The following is a 20,811-nucleotide window of genomic DNA, read 5'->3' on the forward strand; positions in this document are numbered from 1 at the left end:
CTTACTGCATGCCACCACCCGCCGCGCTGCTTGCGCCGCGCTCGGGCCAGACGATATCGTTATCCACCGTGTACAGCTGGCAGGGCAGCTTGCTGGCCGCATTGCAGGCGGCCAGCGCGCGCTCATTGGTGCCCTCGCCCTCCTCGGCCCAGCCCCAGGCGCCGGTCGGCGACACGGCGAAGGCGCGCGGCGAGTCTTTCTTCAGGAAGTCCAGGTACTGCTGGCGGCCACGCTCCGGCAGATAAGGCACGGCGCCGGCGTCATCCAGCGCGGCGTAATTGGTCGGCCGCTGCGGTGGCGGTTCAGCCACGGCATAGACCTCTTTCACCGGCATGCCGATATGGGCCAGGAACCGGTCCACCTCCGGCTGCCAGATCGGCTGGCCGTCGCGGCTGCCCAGCATGGTGTGGGCGTCGTGCTTGAAGGGGCCGTAGGCGATCAGCTGGGCGTGGCCGCCGGCCGCCGTGAAGGCGCCGTGCATGCGGCTGACCAGTTCTGGGCCGAAGTAGCTGTCGTTGGCGCCATACATCCACATCGATTCGATCTTGTTCTTGCGGCCATATTCGCCGAAGGCTTTTACCAGCTGGCTTTTCCAGTCGCAGGCATTGCCGTGGACTTTCAGGCCGCCGGCAAAGTTCATGATGCCGCGCACGCCGGGCAAGTCCTGCGTGCTCAGCGCCACGCTGGCCAGGCCGCCAAAGGATTGCCCGGCGATGACGATGCGCTCACGGTCGATCCAGTCCTGCTGTCGCGCCCAGGCCACCACATCCGCGATATCGCCGGCCTGCACATAGCCGTTGGCCGTCATGTTGCAGCCGTACTCGATGAATTTGCCGGTCGAATGGGCAAAGCCGGCGCGCATCGGCACCACGACGGCATAGCCCTTGCGCACGAAATGCGTGGCCATATAGACAAAGCGGTCTCGGTTCTGCAGCTTGGGATCGCCAGGCGCCTTGCCGTGGTTGATGATCAGCAGGGGGAATGGGCCATCGCCGGCGGGCTTGTATACCGTCGTTTCCAGCTGGACGCTCTGCTGGCGGCTGGCCGGCACCATGATCACCTGTTCGTGCAGGCGCGAATCCAGCGGGAGTTGCTGGGCAGCGGCAGGCAGCAGGAACAAACCGGCCACAGCCAGGCTGGCGAGACTGGAAAGCAGGAATTTGATGATTCGCTCCGGAACACTTTGCACGAGGAAAGAGTCCAGATTTTGGGGTTCTTGCTCAGCGATTGCAATCCCAAAATTTCAATGCTGCTGACGAGCTATTTACTTGTGAAAAAACCAACGGCGCAAAACAGGTGTCTGCCACGATGTGGCAGACACCAGGTTCACGCCTTGGGTTCTAATTTACTGCGCCAACTCGCCGATAACCTTGCGCATGGCGGCCAGGATCTCGTCGGATAAAGCGAGGTCGGATTTCATCACCGAGCGCGACACCGCCACGCCGCCAACCATGGCCGCGACGATGGTCAGCGCACGCGCATGGGCTTCCTCGTCGCCGAGCTTGCCGCCCAGTTCCTTCTCCACAAAGCGCACCATCTGCAGATAGCCTTCCCGGAACTTGCCGCTGACGGCCTCGTCCTGGCGCGCGACTTCGCTGGCGGCGGCGGCCATGGCGCATCCGCCGCTGAGGTTGTCGCGCTGGCTGCCGGACAAATAGAAATCCATCACTTGCTCCAGCGTGCGCGGCGTCGAGTACAGGCGCTCGCGTGCCTGGGCCGCGTTATAGCCCATCGCCTCGGCCGCCAGCTCATCTTTCGAGGAAAAATGCGCATACAGCGCACCGTGCGTGAGGCCGGCGGCCTTGCTGATTTCAGCCACGCCCACGCCGTCGATACCTTTTTCCTTGAACAGCCGCGACGCTGCCTCAATCAGCGCCTGCCGGTTCTCGGCTGCCTTCTCCTTGCTGATCTTCATGCGGAAAACTCCTTGACCTTAATAATTGCAGTCACTATGATACATTTAATTGCAGTCGCAATGTAAAACTTTTGACAGAGGCAGCCATGAATAAATTTCTGATAAGCATCCTGCTCGCGGCAGCGGCCGGTGCGGCCAGCGCGGCGGGTCCCAGTAACACCGCGACCGACTACGGCGCGGCCGTGGCGAATGGTCCAGCCAGCCAGCGCATCACCGTCGGGCCGGACACCCGCAGCGTCAACGTGACGGACGGCGACGTGGTCGAATTCGTCATCGGCGGCCAGAGCTATCTGTGGCACTTCCAGACCTTCCCGAATGTGAACGTCCTGACACTGGACCAGATCATCCCGGCAGCCAAAGGCGTCAAAGTGTATGTGGCCCGCAACCCTCTGTATAAAAACGGGTACTGAACCGCGGCGTTGCCATGCGGAATCGGGTAAACTGAGGCCTCTTGCCGAAGGGAAATTCGATCATGGCTATCTCAGCACTCAGCGCCGGTCTGTCCGGTCTCCAGGCCAATCAGCAGGCGCTCAATGTTGAGGCGCATAACGTTGCCAATCTGAATACCCAGAATTTCCAGCCGCAGCAAGCCAGCTTCCAGGAAGCCGCGCCGGCCGGCAACGGGACGGCGGTCACCATTTCCACCGCCGCGCGCGGCATGGCGGCATCGGAAGGCGCCACGCAAGCGCCTTCCGGCACCGATCCGGCCAGCTCCCTCACCAATTCCCTCGTCTACAAAGCCGGTTTCGAGCTGTCCGCCAAGGTGGTCCAGGCTGCCGATGAGCGCATCGGCACACTCCTGGACATCAAGGCATGACGCGGCCCTCCGTCCGCGCTATGCTGACGGAATGGACTTCGCACTTCCCCTGAAGGACCGCCAGCAGGCGGCTGAGCTGCTGGCCGAACGCCTGGCTGAATACCGGGGCAGGAACCCGCTGATCCTGGCGATCCCGCGCGGCGCCGTGCCGATGGGCCGCGTGCTGGCCGACCAGCTGGACGGTGAACTGGATGTGGTCCTGGTGCGCAAGATACCGTCCGCAATCGATCCGGAACTGGCCGTAGGCGCCGTCGACGAACACGGCAACCGCGAACTGGCGCCCTACTTCTCGCGCACCTACACCAGCATGGAATGGGTGGAAGTCCAGACGAAGGAACAGATGGAACTGATGCGGCGGCGCCGTGAAAGCTATGGCGCCGCGCGGCCGGCCGCCGATCCGGCAGGCCGCATCGTCATCATTGTCGACGATGGCCTGGCCACGGGCTCCACCATGGCCGCCGCCCTGCGCGCGCTTCGCAAGCAGCATCCGCAAAAGCTGGTCGCCGCCGTGCCGGTGGCCGCCGAGGATTCGCTGGACGTGATCGCGCCACTGGCCGACGACATCGTATGCCTGGCCACGCCGATGAATTTCATGTCCGTCAGCCGCCACTACAAGTCCTTCCCCCAGGTGGAGGAAGAGGAAGTGCTCCGGCTCCTCAACGCCTAAACCAGGGTGCCGCTCCCGATCAGGGTACGCAGCACCTCAGCCTTGCGCTGCGCATCCAGCGCCTGTTCGACATATTCCTCCGCAGCCCGCGTATGCGGTCCCCCGTGTGCGCTGCGCGCCATCTGGCGATACAGCTTTTCTTTCTCGTGCAGGGCGCGCACCGCGCTCCACAACGCATCCTCGACCTTGCTGAGCATGGAGTTGGACAGGTTGCGTTCCGAGAATGCGTGGCCGGTATGACAGCGGTAATGCGGCGGCAGCGTGCCATTGATCTGGAACAGGGCGCCGTTACAGTCCGGACAGGTGAAAGCGGATGGTTGGCCGATCTTTGCAAGTTCGTCCATGCCCATGTCCTCCGACACAAAACGGTTCTCAACATTGACCCACTCGGGCACCGGCGCCGCGAGTTGCGCGCCGGCGCGGTTGGCATCCACGATGGCCGACAGTATCGGGGCGATTTCCCTGGCGCGCATCACCCGATCCACGTCAGCGAATTCAATGGCGCTGGCCGGCATGTCCGGCGCCGCTGCGTCTTCCGGCAACTGGACGATGGCCTGGCCGCCGCAAGTCTTGATGGCCTGCATGCCAATGGTGCCGTCATCCAGCCGGCCGCTGAGGATCACGCCGATGGCGCGCGGCCCGAAGGCCGCCGCCGCGGAGCGGAACAGCGGATCGATGGCGGGGCGGCAATGGTTCTCGCGCGCGGATCGGCTCAGCAGCGCATACGCGCCGTGGCCGTCCCGCAGCACCATCAGGTGCCGGTCCGGCGGCGCCACCAGCACCCGGCCGGGCAGCAGCGCTTCATGGCTATGCGCATGCTTGATGGGCAGCTGGCATTGCTGCGCCAGCACCGAAGGCAGGATGCTGTCGCGCACGCCAATATGCATGACAATGAGAACTGCGGCGGGAAATCCGGCGGGTAGGCCGGAAAGGACTTGCTGCAATGGTTGTTGGCCTCCGGTGGAGGCCCCGATGACGACAATGTCATCCGTGAATTGTGCCGAGGGAGTCATTCCTCATACTGCGTCCCGCGGATGTGCCGGTCTGTGCGGCAGCGCACAGACCCCTCGTGACGGCCGTCTGCCAGGCCGGCGCTCAAGCCATGGGCGGCAGCAACCCCGCCAGCTTGCCGCACAGGACATCGAGCGACAGCGGCTTGTTCATATGGGCCGAGTAGCCGGCCGCCAGCGCCGCCTGCATATCCTTGTCGCGCCCGACGCCGCCGGTGGCGATGGCGGTCAGCGTGGCCATGCCCGGCATGGCGCGCACTTCGCGGATAAAGTCATGGCTGTCCATGCCCGGCAGGGCGACGTCCGCCATCAGCAGGTCGAAACGCTCCAGCTCCAGCAGCGCCAGCGCGTCGGCCGGCGTGCCCGCCAGCCACACGGCGCCGCCGTCCAGCTCCAGCAAGGTCTTGAACATGACGGCGGCATCGGCCTGGCCATCGAGCAGCAGGATGTTGCGGCCGGACACGCAGGACACCAGCGGCGACATCTCGCCGCTCACCGGCTGCGCGGCCGTGCGCGACAGCGGCAGCCATACGGTAAAGGTGCTGCCCTCGCCCAGGCCCGGCGAACTGGCGTCCACCCGGCCGCCATGCAGCTCGACGATCTGGCGCACCAGGGCCAGGCCGATGCCCAGGCCGCCCTTGTTGCGCGCGGCCGCCGCGCTGCTAAGGCTGTACATATCGAAGATGTGGGGCAGCGCTTCCGCGGCGATGCCTTCGCCCGTATCGCGCACATCCACGCGCGCCTCGCCCTCCTCCACCGCCAGCGCCACGGTGGCCGTGCCGCCGGCCGGCGTGAAGCGCAGCGCATTATGCAGCAGGTTGAGCAGCACCTGTTCGATGCGCACCGCATCCACATAGACGACGGCTGGCGTGGCCGGGCACTCGTAGCGCAGGTCCACGGTTTCCGTTTCTCGGCCGGAGCGCAGCAGGCCAATCAGGCGCTGGGAAATCTGGCCCAGGTCTTCATCGTGGCAGGACATGGCCAGCCTGCCCGTGTGCAGGCGCGACATATCCAGCAAATCGTCGATGATGCGCGCCTGGTTGGCCACGGCATTGCGGATGATGGCCGCCGAGCGCAGCGCCGGCGACGACTGCTGCACGGCGGGCATGCGCGCCAGCAGTTCGGCATTGATATAAATGAGGTTGAGCGGATGGCGCAGCTCCTGCGACATCACGGCCAGGAATTCGTCGCGCGCTTCGGCCATCGTGTGCAGCGGCACTCCTTCGGCGCCGGCCCTGCCGGCCGCCACGCGGCGTACCCATTCCTCGCTGGCGCGCAACTTCTCCTCGGCTTCCTTGCGGGTAGTGATATCGAAGAAGGTCATCACCGCGCCTTCGATCTTGTCCTCCGTGGTGCGGTAAGGCAGCAGGCGCACGATGTACCAGCGGCCATCGTTGCTGCGCACTTCGCGCTCGACCGGGCGCAGGGTCTCGAAGGTGGCCGACACGTCTTCGGCCAGGTTGGCGTAATCCAGCCGGTGCGTAATATCCAGCAACGAGCGCCCGATGTCGGACGGGATGATGCTGAAGATATCGGCGGCGCGCGGCGTGAAGCGCTTGATGCGCAAGGCGCGGTCGACGAAGATGGTGGCGATGTCGGTGGAGGCGATCAGGTTGTTCAGGTCATCGTTGGCCTTGCCCGTTTCCTCGACCTTGACCTTCAGTTCGTAGTTGACGGTGATGAGCTCTTCGTTCACCGACTGCAGTTCTTCCTTGCTGGTTTCCAGCTCCTCGGTGGCCGAACGCAATTCCTCGTTAATGGCCTGCATTTCCTCGTTGGAGGCGCGCAGCTCCTCATTCGAGATTTCCGCATGCTCGATGGTTTCCTGCAGCTTTTCCTTGCTGCGCTGGAGTTCCGCCTCCAGCTGGTTCAGCACCACGTCCTCGTGCTGCTCCTTCGCCTCCTGCGGCATTTCGTTCATGGTCTGTTCGATTTCCTCGAACAGGACCAGGGCGAAGTCGGACCCTGCCACTTCGTCGGTAAACGGGCGGCACGATAACGTTGACGATGAAGCCCTTGTTGTCTTCGCGCTTGACCAGCACGCGCTGGCCTTCCACGCTATTGCGGGTCTGCATCGCCTGGTACAGCGCCGTGCGCACTTCCAGCCGCAGCTCCGGCAGCACCAGCGCCAGCACGTTGCGCGATGGCTCGCCGCCTACATGGCGCAGGAAGCGGCCCGCGGAATCGGACATGTGCACGATGTTCGACTCCTGGTCCACCACCACGCTGGGCGGGGCAAACTTGCTCAGGGCGCGCTGGTGAACGTCCGAGTACGAAAACTGACGGCGGCCGGAGCTGACGGGCATCAGCAGCTCGGGCACGCGGTTGACCGGGCCCGTGGTCAGCGCCGGCAGATAGCGCATGGAGCGCGACAGCGGGCGGGCGCGGTAGATGCGGTTCTTCTTATCGAAGGGCACGAAGAATTCGGAGGCCGCGTCGGCCGATTCGGAACTGCCCAGGAACAGGAAACCGTCCGGCTTCAGGGCCGAGTGGAACATTTCCATCACACGCAGCTGCACATCCCGGTTCAGGTAGATCAGCAGGTTGCGGCAGGAGATCATGTCCAGCTTGGAGAACGGCGGATCGCGCAACAGGTTGTGTGACGCAAAGAGGATGCGGTCGCGCACCGCCTTGCGGATGCGGTAGCGGTCTTCCTCCTTGGTGAAGAACTGGCGCATGCGCGAAGTGGGCACGTCCATCACAATGGAGGCCGGGTAGACGCCGGCGCGCGCCACGGCAATCGCATGCTCGTCGATGTCGGAAGCGAAGACCTGGATCTCGGCCGGCTTGGCCAGCTGCGCCGCATGATCGGCCAGCATCATCGTCATCGAGTAGGCTTCCTGGCCGCTGGCGCAGGCGGCCACCCACACGCGCACCTGTTCGGAGGGCAGCTTGTCCCTGAACAGCAGCGGCACGACATCGCGCTCCAGTGCTTCGAACGATTCGCGGTCGCGGAAGAAGTTGGTCACGCCGATCAGCATGTCCTGCAGCAGGGCCTTGAATTCGCCCTGGTCTTTTTCCAGCAGCATGCAATAGTCCGGCAGCGACGTCACGCCGCGCACCTGCAGGCGGCGCTCAATGCGGCGCAGCACGGTGGCCCGCTTGTAGTGGCGGAAGTCATGGCCGGTGTTCGCGCACAGCATGGTGATCACGCGCTGCAGCGCTTCCTCGTCGTCCTGGCGGGCTTCGTCCATCGGCTCGGCGGCCACGGCGCCGTCGCCATCGCCCACGTCCGGCAAATGGATGTGGCGCGCGGTGCGCCACAGGTCGACCAGCTTTTGCGGGATATCCGCCACGGGCAGCACGAAGTCCACCATTTCGGTGGCGATGGCCGCGGCGGGCATGCCTTCGTGCTCGGCTTCCGCGGGGTCCTGGGCGATGGTGACGCCGCCCTGCTCCTTGATGCGTTCCAGGCCCACGGCGCCATCCGAGCCCGTGCCGGAAAGCACCACCGCCATTGCGCGCTCGCGGTGCACTTCGGCCAGCGTGCGGAAGAATACATCGATGGCGATGTACTGTCCGCGCGGCTTCACCAGTTCACTCAGGGTCAGCATGCCGTCGTTCATCGACAGGTGCTGGTTGGGCGGAATCACGTACACGTGCTCGCGCTCGATCGCCACGCGCTCCGTCACCTGCACTACCGGCATGCTGGTGGCGCGCTGCAATACATTGTCGGCCGAACTCTGGTGCGTGGGCGAGAGATGCAGGATGACGACGAAAGCCATGCCGTTATTGGCCGGCATGTGCTCCAGGAATTTGATCAGGGCGGGCAACCCGCCGGCGGAGGCGCCCAGTCCCACGACCGGGAAATTGAGATGGCTCGGAGTCAGTTGCTGCGTATTGCGCGGGCGGCCATCGTCGCTTTGGGGCATATCGTTTTCGTCAAAGGTGCTGAGATAGCAAGTCTACTCCATAATCGGGCGACTCAGCGCCCCGTCATGTGGTAAAACACTGCGTAAAAAGGAGCAGGTGATGAGCACAGGAGACCACGAGCCGCGCCGGCATGACCGCCGCGCCAGCGACCGCGAACACAATCGCCGCAGGGACGACACGCCGCGCTACCTGGATCCCGGCGACACGCCATGGAGCCTGTGGTGGCGGGTGATCAAGGCGCGCTACCAGCGCATCGCGGCGCGCGCCACGCGCCATGTGATGCAGCGCCCCCTGCGCATCGGCATTTCAGCCCGCATCTACCATCCCGAGCCGGGCGCCACCGGCCTGCGTTCGAAGAACCTGCAATACCTGGAGGAGTCCATTGCGCAGTGGGTGATGTCGCGCGACGTGCTGGTGTTCATGGTGCCCACCGTGAACACGGAAGGCCTGCTCCACCCGTCCAATATCCGCCTGCGCGACTACGCCAAGCACCTGGATGGCCTGGTGCTGCAGGGCGGCGCCGACGTGTCCCCCACCAGCTATGCCGAAGCGCCGACCCGCCCGGAATGGAGCGGCGACCGCGCGCGCGATATGTACGAGCTGGAACTGCTGCATGAATTCGTGGAAGCGGGCAAGCCGGTGCTGGGCATCTGCCGCGGCTGCCAGTTGATCAATGTGGCCTTCGGCGGCACGCTGTACCAGGACATTGCAACGGACGTGCCGGAAGCGCACGAACACGTATCCGACCTCTATGACCGGCACCGCCATGAAGTCACTTTTCCCGAGGATTCCTCGCTGGCGCGCATGTTCCGCGGCCAGGAGCGCGGGCTGGTGAACTCCATCCACCACCAGGCCGTGAAAACGCTGGGCAAGGATATGCAGGTCGAAGCCCTCTCGTGGCCCGACAAGATGATCGAGGCGATCCGCTACCGCAAGGCGCCATTCGTCATGGGCCTGCAATGGCACCCAGAGTTCCACCGCGCAGGGGGTGTGGAACTGCTGGACTGCACCGCCATCCTGGACAATTTCCTGCGCGTGGCGCGCGAGACGCGCTTCTGACCGCTGCCCTCAGGTGGCTTTGGCCTTGGCGCGTTTGCGCAACTTGCGCAACCGGCCCAACGTGACATCGGGTAGTTCCGGTTTCTCATGCTCCGTTTCATAGCGAGCATTGACGTAGACATTCAACCTATCACCACGCTTTGGATTGTGGTTTTCGTCCTCCGAGTCTGGCAAGCGGACGGACAAGCTTTTCAACGTAACATCCATAAGACCTCTCCTTCAAACTGCTGTACAGCGTAGAGGCTTCTGCATGTCCCTTCTGTTCGAACACGAACAGTAGCTGTCGAAAAATTTTACACCCGGAGACGATCCTTGGTTGAGGAAAATTTGTACTTGTTTGTCGTCAGGCAAAACCGCGGAACCGCCGCAGCGCAGCATCCACCACGCCCTCCACGCTGCCGCTGGAATTGAATTCCTCGCGCAGGTAGTGGGCATCGCTGCCCGTATGGGTTACCTGGACAAGATGATTCAATGCAGCACCGCCGCCCAGATTCTCTGCATAAACGTCCATCCGGCGCAACGTGGTGAGGATATCTTCTCGTAAGGAAAGACTTTCATAGGTTTTCGGGTGGACGATGGTGCCATCCAGCCCGAAGCGGCAAGCCTGGAAACGGTTGTAGTTGTATACAAGATAGTCGTCTTCCGCCGGCGGCGGTTCGCGCCGGTCCAGCAGGTAGGCGCACAGGGCTTGCAGATAGCAGGCCAGGGCCGCCGCCCTTTCCACCGTCAGCGGCGTATCGCACACGCGCAGTTCGATGGTGCCGTATTCCGGCTTGGGACGGATATCCCAGTAAAAGTCCTTCATGGACTTGATCACGCCCGTGTGCTCCATCTTGGAGAAGAAACTGTGCTCGAACTCGTCCCAGCTCAGCAGGAACGGCGCGCGGCCGCTCATGGGGAAAGCAAACACGGAATTCAGGCGCGCGGAATTGAACAGCGTGTCGGCGCCCTGCACATAGGGCGACGAGGCGGACAGCGCGATAAAGTGCGGCACATAGCGGCTAAGCGAATGCAGCAGGAACAGCGCATCGTCGCCGTTGCCGCAGCCAATGTGCACGTGCTGGCCGAAAATGGTGAACTGCTTGGCCAGGTAGCCGTACAGCGCGGAGACTTCCTTGAAGCGCGGCTTGGCAAAGATGCGCCGCTCGCGCCATTTCTGGAAGGGGTGGGTGCCGCCGCCGCAAATGCCGATATTCAGCTTGTCGGCCGCCTGCACCAGCGTGTCGCGTGTCTGGTGCAGTTGCGCCAGCAGCTCGCCGTGCTTCGTGTGCACGTCGGTATTAATCTCGATCATGCTTTCCGTAATCTCGGGCGTCACGTGGCCGGGGAACGGCTTGCGTTCCAGCAGGTGCAGCAGGTCCGGGCTGGCGCCCGTCAGGTCGTGGTCGGACAGGCTGACCAGTTGCATCTCCAGCTCCACGCCCATGGTCAGGGGTTGCGATTGCTTGAAGGGTTCGAGCGCCATCAGTCTTCCTCCTTGGCGGTTTCGCGGGCCCAGATCAGGGCCCACTGCGTGATGATGGGGCCGATCACTTCCATGAACAGCGTCATCGCGGCCAGCGCCGCCAGTTCATCGACCAGCACGATGCCCATGGACTTGGTCTGCTCCAGCAGCAGGATCACGAACACCGACATCGGCGACATCGCCACGCCAATCAGTGCGCCCTTGCGCCAGGTGATGCCGCCGGCGTGCGAGAACACGGCCACGGCCAGCGTCTTGACCAGGAAGCGCGCCAGCAGCAGGAAGCAACCCAGCGTGGCGCCGGACACCACACGCGCCCAATCCAGCGTGGACACGGCAAACACGAACAGCAGCACCGTCAGCAGCTCGCCGATCGCGCCGAAATTGCGCTGGGTGCGCGCGAAGCTCACGCGGCGGTGGCGCGCCGTCAGGCCAAAGGTCAGCGTCGCCAGCACGGGCGACAAATCATAGGCATGCGTGATTGCCACCAGCAGCACGACCACCAGGGCAAAGGCCACCGTGCCGTCGCGCGCCAGCGTACCGAGACTGCGCAGCACGGCCGGCACCAGCATGCCGAAGACTGCGCCCAGCAAGGCCGACGCCACCAGTTCGATCAGGCTGTGCGAGACCGCCTGCGGCAGGCTGCCGGAAGTCTGGAACACCCAGAAACCGACAATCACCTTGAACACGAAGACAGCGAGCACGCTGTTCATCGCCACCAGGTGCAGTACGCGTTCCGTCACCTGGCCGGAGCTGCGCTCCTCGTTGATCACGCGCAGCACGCCGGCCGGTGAACTGGACATGGCCAGCGAAGCCAGTAGCAGCGCGGTCAATGGCGGCATGTCCTGCCAGCTGGCGATCAGGTAGACCACGGCAAAGGTGGCGACCGATTCGACCAGGCCGCTGATGGCGATCCAGGGATTGACGCGCAGCCAGTGCAGGTTGACGCGATAGCCGAACTCGAACAGGATCAGGCCGAAGGCCACATTGGCCAGCATGGTGATGGAACTGGCGCTGTCCGTGGCGAACAGATCGGGGAAAGCCTGTGCCAGCAGAAAGCCAGCCAAGCCGTATACGCTGATGCGCGGTACGCCGGTCCAACGGTGAACAAACTCGCCTGCCAGCCACGCAAGCAGCACGGCGAGTGGCCATGCAAGTTCCGCAGAAATGATGAAAATGTCTGGTTGCATTGGTACCTCCGCCGAGCACTATATTTCATTTTGAAAAATCATGTCGCTCCTATTTCCAATCGAAAACACCTTTTCTGAATGATTGCGTTAGACTGGGCGCCTTTCGATATCTCCATGCCGAGATGGATGCATCCAACATTCCGGACGACGTGCGCCGCTATATCGTGCAGTGCGTGCCGTCCGTCCCTTATCTGGAAGCGATCACGCTGATGTCGGCGAATGCCGAGGCCACGTGGGATGCGCGGCTGCTGGCGCAGCGGCTCTACCTGGACGAGCCGCGCGCCGAGACGCTGCTGCAGGAGTTGCGCGCAGCGGGCATTGCCACGGCCGATGCGGACGGCCGCTGGCGTTATGCGCCCTCCTCTCCGCAACTGGCGGAATTGCTGGCGCGCGTGGTCGATATCTATGCGCGCCATCTGGTCGAAGTCAGCACCCTGGTTCATTCGAAGAGTAACCGCAAGGCGCGGCTGTTCGCCGACGCCTTCGTCTGGCGAAAGGATAAATAGAATGTCCGCCATTACCTATACGCTGTGCGCGATCACTGCCCTCGCCTGCGCCTGGCTGCTGTTGCGCGCCTACCGCCAGTCGCGGGAACGCCTGCTGCTGTGGAGCGGCCTGTGTTTCACGGGGCTTTTCATCGCGAACATGCTGCTGATCGCCGACCGCATATTCATCCCGGACTATGACCTGGCCACGCTGCGTCTGTGCGCCAGCCTGGCCTCGCTGCTGCCGCTGCTGTATGGCCTGGTGTGGGAGGACGACTGATGGATATAAACTCCCTGCTGTCCGGCGCCATCGTCATGGCCGCGCTGACGATTGCGCTGTTCTTCCTGCGCTTCTGGCGCGCGACGGGCGACAATTTCTTCCGCCTATTCGCGCTGGCCTTCACGCTGATGGCGCTGGAGCGCCTGCTGGCATGGCAGTTCCGGCTCACCAGCGAAGACGTGCCCCAGCTCTACCTGATTCGCCTGTTATCCTATGGCCTGATACTGATAGCCATCGTGCGCAAGAACCGCCGCACGAAATGAGGAGAAAAACTGCATGGAACTCACCAGCGAACATGCCTGCTTCGGCGGCATCCAGCGTTTCTACAAGCACGATTCCGATGCGATCGGCCTGCCGATGCGCTTCTCCGTTTTCATACCCGGCCAGGCCCAGGGCACGCGCCTGCCGGCGCTGTTCTACCTGGCGGGGCTGACCTGCACTGAAGAGACCTTTCCCACCAAGGCCGGTGCCCAGCGCTTCGCCGCCGAGGAAGGCATCATCCTGGTGTCGCCCGATACCAGCCCGCGCGGCGCCGGCGTGCCGGGTGAAACGGATTCGTGGGATTTCGGTGTTGGCGCCGGCTTCTACCTGGATGCCACGCAAGACCCGTGGTCGCGCAATTACCGCATGGAGAGTTATATCCTGGAGCTGCGTGCGATGGTATGCGACGAGCTGCCGGTGGACGATACGCGCGTCGGCATCTTTGGCCACTCGATGGGCGGCCACGGCGCGCTCACGCTGGCCCAGCGCCACCCGCAACTGTTCCGCAGCGTGTCAGCCTTTGCACCGATTGCCGCGCCCACGCTCTGCCCCTGGGGCCACAAGGCTTTCCGCGGCTACTTCGGCGAGGACAGCGCGCAGTGGGCACAGCATGACGCCAGCATCCTGATGGCGCGCGCCGAAGCCGCACCGTTCCCGCAGGGCATCCTGATCGACCAGGGCATGAGCGACAAATTCCTGGCCGAGCAGCTGTATCCGGAAATGTTCGAGGAGGCTTGCGCGAAGGTGGGCCAGCCGCTGGAACTGCGCCGGCATGCCGGCTACGACCACGGCTACTACTTCATTTCCACCTTCATTGCCGACCATCTGCGTTTCCACAGCCGGCAACTGAAGGCGCTCTGAGTTACTTGGACATGACCTTGCGGATGGTCTCGGCCAGGTCTTCAGCCACGAACTTGGCCACGTAGGCGTCGGCGCCCACGCCGCGAACGTGGTCTTCGTTGGTCTTGCCGGACAGCGAGGAATGGATCACGACCGGGATCTTCGCAAAGCGCGCATCCTGCTTCACCAGGCGGGTCAGCGTGAAGCCATCCATCTCGGGCATTTCGAGGTCGGTCAGCACCAGGGCTACGCGATCCTCGACGGGGATGCCTTCGGCCTTGCAGCCGTCGGCGATGCTTTGCAGCTTCTCCCACGCTTCCTTGCCGGTCTTCAGCATCACGAAGGGCGCGCCCCATCGCTTCCAGGCCGCGCTCGATCAGGTTGCGCGCCACCACGGAGTCGTCCGCGGCGACGATCATGGTGCCGGGCTTCATCGGCAGCTTGCCGACGGCGTCTTCATTGATGTCGTCGCCTTCCGTTGGCATCATGCGGCGCAGGATGGTTTCCACGTCGAGCACCTGGGCCAGGCGGGTGCTGTTCACGTCGCCGTCCAGGCGCGCGATGCTGGTGACCATGCCGCCGGCGTTGCTGCCTTCGGCGCTCAGCACCTGGCTCCAGTCCAGGCGCACGATTTCGTCCACCGATTCAACGGCGAAGGCCTGGGTGGTGCGCGCGAATTCCGTCACCAGCATGATGTTCAGACCCGTCTTCGGTTTCACGCCAACGATGGACGGCAAGTCCATCACGGGAATGATCTGGCCGCGCAGGTTTACCACGCCCAGCATGTACGGTTGCGAGCCGCCACCGCAGTCACCTGCGGCATCGCCACGATCTCGCGGATCTTGAAGACATTGATGCCGTACAGCTCGGAATGCTCGCCCTTGTGGTCGGCGCCCAGGCGGAACAGCAGCAGTTCGAATTTATTGGAGTTGGTCAGGTTACTGCGCTCGTCAACTTCCTGTTGAACGGAATTCATCTTGCTATGCTCCAATATTTAACGGGGTTCCGGCAGTATAGCGGGGATGCCGGGCAAAATCGGAGCGGTGAGGGGCGGATACAACGCTGGAAAGCAAAAAGGACGCACGCAGCGTCCTTTTCTGAAATCCTGGAGCGGGGAAAAGAGTCTCGAACTCTCGACCTCAACCTTGGCAAGGTTGCGCTCTACCAACTGAGCTATTCCCGCAGAAGAGGCACGATTATGACAGAACTATTTCGAAAATACTAGCTCTTTCAAGCTGGCAGGAATGGAAACATTTCCCACTATAATCTAGCGATGGATTCCATTGAAATTGTCTTGGCGATGCTGCTGGCTGTGATTGCCAGCGCTTACATGGTCCGGCTGCTGCCGGTCTCGCTCCCATTGCCTCTCGTGCAGATTGGCCTGGGTTTTGTCATCTCCGCCTTCACCGGCCACGGCGTACAGCTCGACCCCGAACTATTCTTCCTGCTGTTCCTGCCGCCGCTGCTGTTCCTGGATGGCTGGCGCATCCCGAACAGCGGCCTGTTCCGCGACCGGGTGATGATCCTGGAGCTGGCGTTCGGCCTTGTGCTGTTTACCGTGCTGGGGGCGGGCTACCTGATCCACCTGCTGATTCCCGCCATGCCGCTGCCGGTCGCGTTTGCGCTGGCGGCCGTGGTGTCGCCGACCGATCCGGTGGCAGTGTCGGCCATGAAGTCCGCGCGCGCCCATGCCCAAGCGCCTGATGCACATCCTGGAAGGCGAAGCGCTGCTGAACGATGCCAGCGGCCTGGTATGCTTCCGCTTTGCCGTGGCGGCGGTCGCCACCGGCACCTTTTCGGTGGCCGATGCCTCCCTGACCTTCGCCTGGCTGGCGGTGGCCGGTGTGGCGATCGGCGCCGGCCTGACCTGGACGGTGAGTGTCCTGCAGGGCAAACTGGCGATGCGCTTCGGCGAGCCTTCCGGTTCGCCCATCCTTATCAGCCTGCTCATCCCCTTTGGCGCTTATATGCTGGCCGAACTTGTCCACGCTTCCGGCATCCTGGCCGCGGTGGCGGCCGGCATCACGATGAGCTTCATGGAACTGGGCGGCCAGGTGCTGGCCGCTACCCGCCTGCAGCGCTCCGCCGTGTGGGACACCATGCAGTTCGCGCTGCACGGCGTGATGTTCGTGCTGCTCGGCGAGCAGCTGCCGGATATCCTGCGCGGCGCCGGCAACTCGATCGAGGAAGTGGGCCATGAGAGCCGCTGGTGGCTGGTGTATTACGCCTTCGCCCTCAGCGCGGGCCTGATCCTGCTGCGCTTCGCCTGGGTCTGGACCACGCTGCGCATTACCCTGTACCGCCGCAACAAGAACGATCCGGACAAGAGTGAACGTCCGCACTGGCGCCTGCTGCTGGCGACATCGCTGGCCGGCGTGCGCGGCTCGATCACGCTGGCCGGCGTGATGACCCTGCCCCTGGTGCTGCCCAACGGCGAGCCCTTCCCCGCCCGCGACCTGACCATCCTGCTGGCCAGCACCGTGATCCTGATTTCGCTGATCGCGGCCGGCGTCGGCCTGCCGCGCCTGCTGGGCGGCATGAGCTTCCCCGAGGAGCCGGCTGAGCGCCAGCAGGAAGACCTGGCGCGGCGGGCCGCCGCCACCGCCGCCATTGCAGCCATCGAAAAGGCGCAATTCGACTTGCTGCCGGCATCCGAAACGCCGGAATGCTTCCCGCAGGCGGCCGAGCGCGTGATTTCGCTGTATGAGCATCGCCTGAACGTGGCCAGCCAGTCGGAGGACGACAGCGCCGCCCATTACCGCGACCTGGACAAGGCCGAGCGCGTGCTGCGCCTGGCCGCCATCAAGGCCGAGCGCCGCGCCATCTTCGAACTGGCGCAGCACTATCACATCTCGGACGAGATCGCGCGCAAGATCGTGCGCGAGATCGACCTGGTCGAGGCGCGTCACCGCTGATGAAATCGCGCGCCCGCCTTTCGCTGGTCATCGCCTGGCTGCTGTTCTGGGCGATGATGATCGCGACGGCGGTGCAGGATTTCCTGCGCCACGACGCTGGCCCCCTGTGGCAGCCCTTCCTGTGGGAGAGCTCTTCGCTGCTTGTCGCCACGGCGCTGCTGGCGGTGCAGCGCTACTTTACAGCGCGCGACGACCACCTGGTCGCGTCGCCGCGGCGCTGGTTCCTGCGGCAGGCGCCCTGGCTGCTGATGTGGTGGACGCTGTTCGTGCCTATGGCCTTCGGCATCCGCCATGGTGTGTATGCCCTGGCCGGCCGCCAGTACCAGCACGAACCGTGGCCGCAGACTTATCTCTATGAGGATGTGAAGATCACCGTCTTCCTTTCGCTGTTTACCCTGGTGACGTTCGGCGTGCTGTCCTTCATCCGCGCCGAGCAGACGCGCGCATCCCTGCGCGAGGCACAGCTGGCACAGTTGACGCAGCAGATCCAGCCGCATTTCCTGTTCAATGCCCTGAACACGGTTTCCTCGCTGATGCACACCGATGTGGCGCGCGCCGATGCGGTGCTGATCCAGCTATCCGACATGCTGCGCGCGACGCTCGAAGTCAGCGGTTCCCAGACCGCGCCGCTGGCCACCGAACTGCGCCTGCTGCGCGGCTATGCGCGGCTGATGGAGGAGCGCTTCGCCGACCGCGTGGCGATTTCATGGTCGGTGGACGAGTCCCTCGCTGACTGCCCCGTGCCCGTCATGAGCCTGCAGCCGCTCCTGGAAAACGTCTTCAAGCACACCGTTGAACGCCGGCGCGACCTGACCCGCATCGCCATCACCGTCCGCCGCACCGCACCAGCTGCCCTCGTCCTCGCCATCGAGGACGACGCCGGCCGGCTCCCGCTGCCCAGCGCCACGTTCGCCGCACCCCACGGCGCGGACGCGCACGCATTGCGGGCCGGCGACGGCGTCGGCCTGAAGAACGTTCGCGAGCGGCTGGAAGCCCTCTATGCCGGCAAGGCCACGCTGGCGCTGACCCAGCTCGAACCGGCAGGCGTGCGCGCCGAACTGAGGCTCCCATGCGCATCCTGATCGTTGACGACGAGCGCCCCGCCCGCGACAAGCTGCGCCGCATGCTCGCGCAGGAGCCGGATGTCACGGACATCGAGGAAGCGCGCGACGGCATTGAAGCCATCGAACGCGCCGCCACCTTCGCGCCGGATGCCATCTTCCTCGACGTGCAGATGCCCGAAGTCAGCGGCCTGGAAGTCGCCGCCTCCCTGCCCGATCCCGCCCCGCTGATCGTCTTCGCGACCGCCTACGACGAATACGCCCTGCGCGACCGCTTCGCGGCCCGCCCCGCGCCCGGCCGCAGCCCCAGCCTGCCGCCGCCGGCTCAATTGATGGTCACGGAGCGGGGCGTCACCCATGTGGTGCGCGTCGCCGACATCTTATGGCTGGAGACCGCCGACAACTACGTCGTCCTGCACACGTCCACCGGCGCCCCGCTGCTGCGCCAGACGCTGGCGGGCTTGCTGGACGCGCTGGGCCCGGCCTTCCAGCGCTGCCACCGCCGCGCGGCGGTGCAGCTGCAATGGATCGAGCGCATCGAAGCCGGGGCCAAGGGCGACGGCGAAGTCCTGCTGCGCGGCGGCGCGCGTGTCCCGCTCAGCCGGCAGTTTCGCCAGGACCTGCTCGCCGCCCTCGGCTGACCTCTCCGGCTCGCCCCGCCGCCCGCCCTTCTCGCCCCATTTTGCTCGCCCGGCGCGCAGGGCGCGCGTACTCTGGCCCTACCAACAACAACCGGGGCCGCGGCAATGCAAACCAAGAGACTCTACTTCCTCGACTGGATACGGATCATCGCCTTCTTCCTGTTGATCCTCTACCACGTCGGCATGTACTACGTGACATGGGGCTGGCACGTGAAAAGCCCGCACGCCAGCGACGCCATCGAGCCGCTGATGATGCTGACCAATCCCTGGCGTATGAGCCTGCTCTTCCTCGTGTCCGGCGTGGCGGCCGCCTTCCTGCTGGACAAACTGGGTTCGGCCACCCTCGCGCGCCAGCGCAGCTTTCGCCTTCTGCTGCCGCTCGTCTTCGGCATGCTGGTCATCGTGCCGCCGCAGCCCTATTTCGAAGTCGTCGAAAAAGTCGCCTACGCCGGCAGCTACGCCGACTTCATGCAACTCTATGTGCGCGCCTACCACGGCTTCTGCAACCAGGACGGCTGCCTCACCCTGCCCACCTGGAACCACCTGTGGTTCCTGCCCTATCTGTGGCTCTACACGATGATCCTGGCCGCGATCGGCGCTGCCCGCGTGAGCCGCGCCGGCGACAAGCTGGCCCACGCGCTGCAAGGCTGGCGCCTGATCGTGCTGCCGGCGGCGCTGCTGGCTGCTGCCCGCATCGTGCTGCTTCCCTACTGGCCGCATACGAACAACCTGGTCGCGGACTGGCATAACCATGCCACGTACTTTCCCATCTTCCTGGCCGGCGCGCTGCTGGCGAAGCAGCCCTTGTTCTGGGAGCAGACGGAGCGCGCAAGGTTTGCGTCACTGGGCATTGCGCTGGCTTGCTGGGCGGGGCTGGTCTCCTACTATTCGCTGCCGGAGGCGATGCAGGCGCACCTGAACTTGCAGCGCGTGGCGTATGCGCTGCTGCAGTGGAGTGCGATCGTGACGGTGTGCGGGTTTGCGCGGCGGCATCTCGACTTCGATAGCCCGAAGCGGCAGTACCTGACGGAGGCGGTGTTTCCGGTCTATATCCTGCATCAGACGCTGATTGTCCGCTTTGCGCATGGGCTGAAGGTGGCCGGGATCGCTCCGGCGACCGAGGGGCTGGTGCTGGTGGTGCTGACTGTGACGGTCAGCTTTGGGGTCTTTGAGGTGGTGCGGAGGGTGGCCGTGCTGCGGCCGCTGTTCGGGCTGCCGATGGCGCCGCGTGACCGGACGCACGGCGGATCAATGATCCGCCCTACACGCCTGAGTAATGTTGAAACGTAAATATGTTCCGCCGCACAGCGTAGGGCGGATCATTGATCCGCCGTCTTAATTCAGCACCTTGCGCGTGCGCTTGGACCGGTACATCTCCGCATCGGCAATGGCCAGGGCCTCTTCCAGGTCATAGCCCGCCTTGCGCATGGCCATGCCCAGGGAAGCGCGCACATCGTACCCGGCGAGAGTCTCCTGCACGCGCAGCAGCATGGCCTGCGCATCGAAGTAATCGCATTCGACCATCAGCATCGCAAACTCGTCCCCGCCCATGCGGGCGACGACGTCGGAGCCGCGGGTGACATCCTTGAGCGCCTTGCTGCAGCGGATCAGCAGCGCATCGCCGGATGCATAGCCCTGGGTATCGTTATAGAACTTCAGGTCGTCGAGGTCGATGGACACCACGCAAGCCTGGTGGCCGTAGCGCCGGCAGCGCTCCTCTTCCCGTGAAATCAGCATCTCCCAGCCGCGCCGGTTGTACAGACCCGTAAGCTCGTCGCGGGTCGCATCGACATCCGCGTGTTCGGCCATGCGCTGGGCCTCGGCGGCGCTCAGCTCCGATTCCAGCAACACACCGAGCAAGTCCGCCATCAGCACCAGCATGTCGCGGTCCTCGCGGATGCGTTCGGGCTGCGGCTCGGGATCGATGGCGCACAGGGTGCCGAACAGGGTGCCGTCCGCGCGCCGCAGGGGCACGCCCACATAGGCGCCAATGTCCATTTTCTTGCTGATGGGGGCCTCCGCATAGGCTGCCTCCCTCATTGCATCGGGTGCGATATTCGGGCCCGAGCCTTCCACCATGCGTGAGCAAAGGGACTCGGCCCAGCTGAAAACTTTCCCAGGCTGGACGCCATAACCGTGATCGTCCGCGTACAGGACAATCCAGTCATCCCCGTCGGTACGGGTGACCATCCATAATTTGAAGCCCAGGCGCTGGCGCAGGAACTGCATCGTGGCCCGGGACGCTGTCGCGAAATCGTTGATCATGCTTGCCTCATCCATTGGGTTGGACTTGCGAAGACGGACCCCCATTATGCACCCAAAAAGGGCGTACGGA

General features: G+C 64.1%; 21 protein-coding genes, 1 tRNA gene and 2 pseudogenes. 13 read left to right on the top strand and 11 right to left on the bottom strand.

Annotation, left to right across the window (positions count from 1 at the left end; translation table 11 throughout):
• Window position 1 precedes the first annotated feature (1 nt).
• The gene (locus tag ACHMW6_RS20100) at window positions 2-1,189 is read right to left on the bottom strand and encodes a dienelactone hydrolase family protein (protein ID WP_395399282.1); all 1,188 of its coding nucleotides are present in this window, start codon (window positions 1,187-1,189) and stop codon (window positions 2-4) included.
• A 156-nt stretch (window positions 1,190-1,345) separates the two neighbouring features.
• A complete protein-coding gene (locus ACHMW6_RS20105; RefSeq protein ID WP_395399284.1) occupies window positions 1,346-1,915 on the bottom strand; it encodes a TetR/AcrR family transcriptional regulator in 570 nt (189 codons plus the stop codon).
• An 86-nt stretch (window positions 1,916-2,001) separates the two neighbouring features.
• Here ACHMW6_RS20105 and ACHMW6_RS20110 point away from each other — a divergent pair, with 86 nt between their 5' ends.
• The 3 genes from ACHMW6_RS20110 to ACHMW6_RS20120 all read left to right on the top strand — a co-directional run bounded on the left by ACHMW6_RS20110 (window position 2,002) and on the right by ACHMW6_RS20120 (window position 3,399).
• Window positions 2,002-2,325: a CzcE family metal-binding protein gene (locus tag ACHMW6_RS20110; protein ID WP_395399286.1), complete on the top strand. Its 324-nt coding sequence runs from the start codon at window positions 2,002-2,004 to the stop codon at window positions 2,323-2,325.
• A 62-nt stretch (window positions 2,326-2,387) separates the two neighbouring features.
• On the top strand, window positions 2,388-2,732 hold the full coding sequence (locus ACHMW6_RS20115) for a flagellar basal body protein (protein WP_395399288.1): 345 nt from the start codon (window positions 2,388-2,390) through the stop codon (window positions 2,730-2,732).
• 31 nt (window positions 2,733-2,763) lie between these two features.
• Window positions 2,764-3,399 carry a phosphoribosyltransferase gene (locus tag ACHMW6_RS20120; protein WP_395399290.1) on the top strand — a complete coding sequence of 212 codons (636 nt, stop codon included), beginning with the start codon at window positions 2,764-2,766 and terminating at the stop codon, window positions 3,397-3,399.
• Here the strand turns inward: ACHMW6_RS20120 and ACHMW6_RS20125 are convergent.
• The 3 genes from ACHMW6_RS20125 to ACHMW6_RS20135 all read right to left on the bottom strand — a co-directional run bounded on the left by ACHMW6_RS20125 (window position 3,396) and on the right by ACHMW6_RS20135 (window position 8,281).
• On the bottom strand, window positions 3,396-4,412 hold the full coding sequence (locus tag ACHMW6_RS20125) for a chemotaxis protein CheB (RefSeq protein ID WP_395399292.1): 1,017 nt from the start codon (window positions 4,410-4,412) through the stop codon (window positions 3,396-3,398). The two genes, ACHMW6_RS20120 and ACHMW6_RS20125, sit on opposite strands and share 4 nt — an antisense overlap.
• 82 nt (window positions 4,413-4,494) lie before the next feature.
• On the bottom strand, window positions 4,495-6,321 hold the full coding sequence (locus ACHMW6_RS20130; protein ID WP_395408667.1) for a PAS domain-containing protein: 1,827 nt from the start codon (window positions 6,319-6,321) through the stop codon (window positions 4,495-4,497).
• On the bottom strand, window positions 6,203-8,281 hold the full coding sequence (locus ACHMW6_RS20135; protein ID WP_395399294.1) for a CheR family methyltransferase: 2,079 nt from the start codon (window positions 8,279-8,281) through the stop codon (window positions 6,203-6,205). Before ACHMW6_RS20135 ends, ACHMW6_RS20130 begins: the two co-directional genes overlap by 119 nt.
• A 100-nt stretch (window positions 8,282-8,381) precedes the next feature.
• On the opposite strand from ACHMW6_RS20135, the gene ACHMW6_RS20140 reads away from it, so the two are divergent.
• Window positions 8,382-9,341 (top strand): gamma-glutamyl-gamma-aminobutyrate hydrolase family protein, encoded by a 960-nt coding sequence (locus ACHMW6_RS20140; RefSeq protein ID WP_395399296.1) that lies wholly within the window; start codon window positions 8,382-8,384, stop codon window positions 9,339-9,341.
• Between the two features lie 9 nt (window positions 9,342-9,350).
• On the opposite strand, the gene ACHMW6_RS20145 is transcribed toward ACHMW6_RS20140, so the two are convergent.
• The 3 genes from ACHMW6_RS20145 to ACHMW6_RS20155 form a co-directional block, all read right to left on the bottom strand.
• A complete protein-coding gene (locus ACHMW6_RS20145) occupies window positions 9,351-9,548 on the bottom strand; it encodes a hypothetical protein (protein ID WP_395399298.1) in 198 nt (65 codons plus the stop codon).
• 136 nt (window positions 9,549-9,684) lie between these two features.
• Window positions 9,685-10,806 (bottom strand): YbdK family carboxylate-amine ligase, encoded by a 1,122-nt coding sequence (locus tag ACHMW6_RS20150; protein ID WP_395399300.1) that lies wholly within the window; start codon window positions 10,804-10,806, stop codon window positions 9,685-9,687.
• Complete coding sequence (locus ACHMW6_RS20155) at window positions 10,806-11,993, bottom strand: cation:proton antiporter (RefSeq protein WP_395399302.1); 1,188 nt, start codon at window positions 11,991-11,993, stop codon at window positions 10,806-10,808. The genes ACHMW6_RS20150 and ACHMW6_RS20155 overlap by 1 nt, the downstream gene beginning before the upstream one ends.
• A gap of 122 nt (window positions 11,994-12,115) precedes the next feature.
• On the opposite strand from ACHMW6_RS20155, the gene ACHMW6_RS20160 reads away from it, so the two are divergent.
• Genes ACHMW6_RS20160 through fghA form a run of 4 tightly spaced genes read left to right on the top strand, consistent with a single transcriptional unit; the run spans window position 12,116 to window position 13,880 of the window.
• Window positions 12,116-12,499 carry a hypothetical protein gene (locus tag ACHMW6_RS20160; RefSeq protein ID WP_395399304.1) on the top strand — a complete coding sequence of 128 codons (384 nt, stop codon included), beginning with the start codon at window positions 12,116-12,118 and terminating at the stop codon, window positions 12,497-12,499.
• Window position 12,500: 1 nt separating this feature from the next.
• Window positions 12,501-12,758: a DUF5985 family protein gene (locus tag ACHMW6_RS20165; RefSeq protein WP_395399306.1), complete on the top strand. Its 258-nt coding sequence runs from the start codon at window positions 12,501-12,503 to the stop codon at window positions 12,756-12,758.
• Complete coding sequence (locus ACHMW6_RS20170; protein ID WP_395399308.1) at window positions 12,758-13,021, top strand: DUF5985 family protein; 264 nt, start codon at window positions 12,758-12,760, stop codon at window positions 13,019-13,021. The genes ACHMW6_RS20165 and ACHMW6_RS20170 overlap by 1 nt, the downstream gene beginning before the upstream one ends.
• A 13-nt stretch (window positions 13,022-13,034) precedes the next feature.
• Window positions 13,035-13,880: an S-formylglutathione hydrolase gene (fghA, locus tag ACHMW6_RS20175; RefSeq protein ID WP_395399310.1), complete on the top strand. Its 846-nt coding sequence runs from the start codon at window positions 13,035-13,037 to the stop codon at window positions 13,878-13,880.
• A 1-nt stretch (window position 13,881) separates the two neighbouring features.
• On the opposite strand, the pseudogene ACHMW6_RS20180 reads toward fghA, so the two are convergent.
• Window positions 13,882-14,835, bottom strand: a pseudogene (locus ACHMW6_RS20180) (chemotaxis protein).
• Window positions 14,836-14,965: 130 nt separating this feature from the next.
• Window positions 14,966-15,042 (bottom strand) — tRNA-Gly (locus ACHMW6_RS20185).
• 147 nt (window positions 15,043-15,189) lie between these two features.
• Here ACHMW6_RS20185 and ACHMW6_RS20190 point away from each other — a divergent pair.
• From ACHMW6_RS20190 to ACHMW6_RS20210, 5 genes and pseudogenes are all read left to right on the top strand, one after another.
• Window positions 15,190-15,471, top strand: a pseudogene (locus tag ACHMW6_RS20190) (cation:proton antiporter); the annotation flags it as partial.
• Window positions 15,472-15,547: 76 nt separating this feature from the next.
• The gene (locus ACHMW6_RS20195; RefSeq protein WP_395399312.1) at window positions 15,548-16,774 is read left to right on the top strand and encodes a cation:proton antiporter; all 1,227 of its coding nucleotides are present in this window, start codon (window positions 15,548-15,550) and stop codon (window positions 16,772-16,774) included.
• Entirely contained in the window at window positions 16,774-17,856 is a 1,083-nt protein-coding gene (locus ACHMW6_RS20200; protein WP_395399314.1) for a sensor histidine kinase, read from the top strand. Before ACHMW6_RS20195 ends, ACHMW6_RS20200 begins: the two co-directional genes overlap by 1 nt.
• Entirely contained in the window at window positions 17,844-18,476 is a 633-nt protein-coding gene (locus ACHMW6_RS20205) for a LytR/AlgR family response regulator transcription factor (protein ID WP_395399316.1), read from the top strand. The genes ACHMW6_RS20200 and ACHMW6_RS20205 overlap by 13 nt, the downstream gene beginning before the upstream one ends.
• A 105-nt stretch (window positions 18,477-18,581) precedes the next feature.
• Entirely contained in the window at window positions 18,582-19,766 is a 1,185-nt protein-coding gene (locus ACHMW6_RS20210; protein WP_395399318.1) for an acyltransferase family protein, read from the top strand.
• Window positions 19,767-19,811: 45 nt separating this feature from the next.
• Here ACHMW6_RS20210 and ACHMW6_RS20215 read toward each other — a convergent pair whose 3' ends face one another.
• Window positions 19,812-20,741, bottom strand: a complete 930-nt coding sequence (locus tag ACHMW6_RS20215) for a GGDEF domain-containing protein (protein ID WP_395399320.1) — start codon at window positions 20,739-20,741, stop codon at window positions 19,812-19,814.
• Window positions 20,742-20,811: the final 70 nt, after the last annotated feature.

The sequence above is a fragment of the Pseudoduganella sp. UC29_106 genome, assembly GCF_044055365.1.
In the GTDB taxonomy this organism is placed as follows: domain Bacteria; phylum Pseudomonadota; class Gammaproteobacteria; order Burkholderiales; family Burkholderiaceae_D; genus Rugamonas.